The following is a 2,985-nucleotide window of genomic DNA, read 5'->3' on the forward strand; positions in this document are numbered from 1 at the left end:
GCGTTCATGCCAGGGCCTCCCGCAGGGTGTCTGCGGCCAGGCCGACGGCCAGGCGGGCGGCACGGGTGTCGCGCAGGGCGTCCAGCATCACGAAGTCGTGGATGGTGCCCAGCACCCGCAGCGCGGTGACCGGGACGCCCGCTTCCCTCAGGCGGGGGCGGGCGGCGTACGCCTCGCCCTCGTCGCGCAGGACGTCGGCCTCGGCGGTGACGACGAGCGCGGGCGGCAGGCCGGTGAGCTGTTCGGCGGTGGCGCGCAGGGGCGAGGCGGTGGGCCGGGCGCGTTCGGCCGGGTCGGTCGTGTACTGGTCCCAGAACCAGCGCATGGCGTCGCGGCGCAGGAAGTAGCCCTCGGCGAACTCCTCGTAGGAGCCGGTGTCGAAGGAGGCGTCGGTGACCGGGTAGAACAGCACCTGCGCGCGGAGGCGTACGTCGCCGCGCTCCTTGGCCATCAGGGTGAGGGCGGCGCTCATGTTGCCGCCGACGGAGTCGCCCGCGACGGCGATGCGGGCGGGGTCGAGGCCGTGGGCGGCGCCGTCGGTGGTGATCCACCGGGCGACCGCGTAGTTCTGCTCGATGGCGACGGGGTAACGGGCTTCGGGTGAGCGGTCGTAGTCGGGGAAGACGACGGCGGCGCCGGCGCCGACGGCGAGTTCGCGCACCAGCCGGTCGTGGGTGCGGGCGTCGCCGAACACCCAGCCCGCGCCGTGGACGTAGAGGATCACGGGGAGGGTGCCGGTGGCGCCGTGCGGGCGGACGATCCGGGTGCGGACCTGGCCGGTCGGGCCGCCGGGCACGACGATCCACTCCTCGTCCACGGGCGGCAGGTCGACGCCCTCACCGCTCTGCACGCCCTCGACGGCTCTGCGGCCGTCGGCGACGGGGATCTCGTAGAGGAAGGGCGGCTTCGCGGTGGCGTCGGCGAAGGCCTGGGCGGCGGCTTCCAGTACGGGGCGGTCGGGCATGGGGATTCCTTCGTCGGTCGTGTGCGGATTCGGGTTCCGGGCCGGGGACGGGTCCCGGGGTGGTGCCGGTGGCCGCTCCCGGGCGGGAGACGGCCACCGGCGCGCGGGCTGGGGTGCCGGCTCAGCCCAGGAAGGCGAGCAGGGCGGAGTTGACCTCGTCGGCGTGCGTCCAGAGCAGGCCGTGGGGCCCGCCGGGGACGACCTTCAGCTCGGCTCCGTCGATCAGGCGCGCCAGCGGGACGGCGGTGGAGTCGATGGGCAGGGTGCGGTCGGCGTCGCCGTGGATGATCAGGGTGGGGACGTCGATGCGGGGCAGGTCGGCGCGGAAGTCGGTCAGCCAGGCCTGGACGCAGTCGAGGGTGCCCTTGGCGGAGGCCGTGACGGCGACGTTCCAGCTCGCCTGGACGGCCTGCTCGCTGATCCGCTCGCCGCCGAGCACGTCGACGTTGTAGAAGTCGGCGAGGAAGTCGGTCATGAACGCGAACCGGTCGGCGCGGATGGCCTCCTCGATGCCCTTGAAGACCGCGCCGTCGACGCCGGCCGGATTGTCGTCGGTCTTCAGCAGGAAGGGCGGCACCACGCCGATCATCACGGCCTTGGCGACGCGCTCGGAGCCGTAGGTACCGAGGTAGCGGGTGACTTCGCCGGTGCCCATCGAGAACCCGACCAGGACGGCGTCGCGCAGGTCGAGAGCGGTCAGCACCGCGTCCAGGTCGGCGGCGAAGGTGTCGTAGTCGTAGCCGTCGGCGGGCTGGTCGGAGCGGCCGAAGCCGCGCCGGTCGTAGGTGACGACCCGGTTCCCGGCGGCGAGGAGGGCGGCGGTCTGCTTCTCCCAGGACGCGCCGTTCAGCGGCCAGCCGTGGATCAGCACGACCGGACGGCCCGTGCCGTGGTCCTCGTAGTAGAGCTCGACGGGCGCGGAGTTGCCCTCGGCGACCTTGATGTACGGCATGGGTGTGCTCCTCTGTGTGTGAAGGTGAAGGTGAAGGTGAGGGTGAGGGGGGCGGGTGGGGTCAGAGGCCGTAGGCCTCCAGCAGGCGCAGCCAGACTTCGCCGACCGTGGGGAAGGCGGGGACCGCGTGCCACAGGCGGTCCAGCGGGACGTCGCCGACGATGGCGACGGTGGCCGTGTGGATCAGTTCGGTGGCCATCGGACCGGTCAGGGTGCAGCCGAGGACGACGCGCCGGTCGGCGTCGACCACGAGCTTGGCGTGGCCGCGGTAGCCGTCGGCGTGCAAGGCCGCCCCGGCGACGTCGTCGGTGCGGTATTCGGCGGTGCGCACCGTGAACCCGGCCCCGCGTGCCGCGCGTTCGGTCAGCCCGACGCTCGCCAGCTCCGGAAGGGTGAAGACGGCCCGGGCGGCCGCCGTGCGAGCGGCGCCCGCGCTCCACGGCTGCCGGGGGCCGCCCTCCGCCGGCCGTCCCGCGGCGCGTTCCACGAGCGCGGCGGCGCAGGCCCGCGCCTGGTACTTGGCCAGGTGCGTGAGCTGTGCGCGGCCGGAGACGTCACCGATCGCGTACAGCCAGCCTCCGGGCACCGAGGTGACCCGGCCGGTGTCGTCGACCGGCAGCCGATCCGCGGCGGACGCCGGGTAGCCGGGGACGACGTCCTCCAGGCCCAGGCCGGCGGTGCGGGGCCTGCGGCCCACTGCCACGAGCAGTTCGTCGCAGCGCAGGACGCCTCCGTCGTCGGTCTCGACGCTCACCTCGCCCGTGTCCGCGTCGCGGGCGAGCGACAGGGCCGTGACCCCGAACCTGACGGCGGCGCCGAGGCCGGTCAGCCCGCGGGCGACCTCCTCGCCGGCGCAGGGCTCCCAGTCCGACAGCAGTGACCGGCCGCGGACCAGGACGGTGACCTCCGCGCCCAGCGAGCGCCAGGCGGTTGCCGCCTCGCAGGCCACGACTCCCCCGCCGATGACGACGAGGCGGCCGGGCACCGCGTCGGCCGTGGTGGCCCGCTCGCTGGTCCACGCGCCGGCCCCGTCCAGCCCGTCGATGTCGGGCAGCACCGGTTCGGAGCC

Annotated in this window: 3 protein-coding genes; all 3 read right to left on the minus strand. The window is 74.4% G+C overall.

Features of this window, described 5'->3' with window-relative positions; all coding sequences use genetic code 11:
- Window positions 1–4: 4 nt before the first annotated feature.
- Window positions 5–964 (minus strand): alpha/beta hydrolase, encoded by a 960-nt coding sequence (locus VR44_RS29510; protein ID WP_045950674.1) that lies wholly within the window; start codon window positions 962–964, stop codon window positions 5–7.
- A gap of 121 nt (window positions 965–1,085) precedes the next feature.
- On the minus strand, window positions 1,086–1,916 hold the full coding sequence (locus tag VR44_RS29515; RefSeq protein ID WP_045950675.1) for an alpha/beta fold hydrolase: 831 nt from the start codon (window positions 1,914–1,916) through the stop codon (window positions 1,086–1,088).
- 61 nt (window positions 1,917–1,977) lie between these two features.
- On the minus strand, window positions 1,978–2,985 hold a 1,008-nt coding region (locus tag VR44_RS29520; protein WP_045950676.1), incomplete at its 5' end, for an FAD-dependent oxidoreductase.

The sequence above is a fragment of the Streptomyces katrae genome (genome assembly GCF_000966975.1).
In the GTDB taxonomy this organism is placed as follows: Bacteria; Actinomycetota; Actinomycetes; order Streptomycetales; family Streptomycetaceae; genus Streptomyces; species Streptomyces katrae.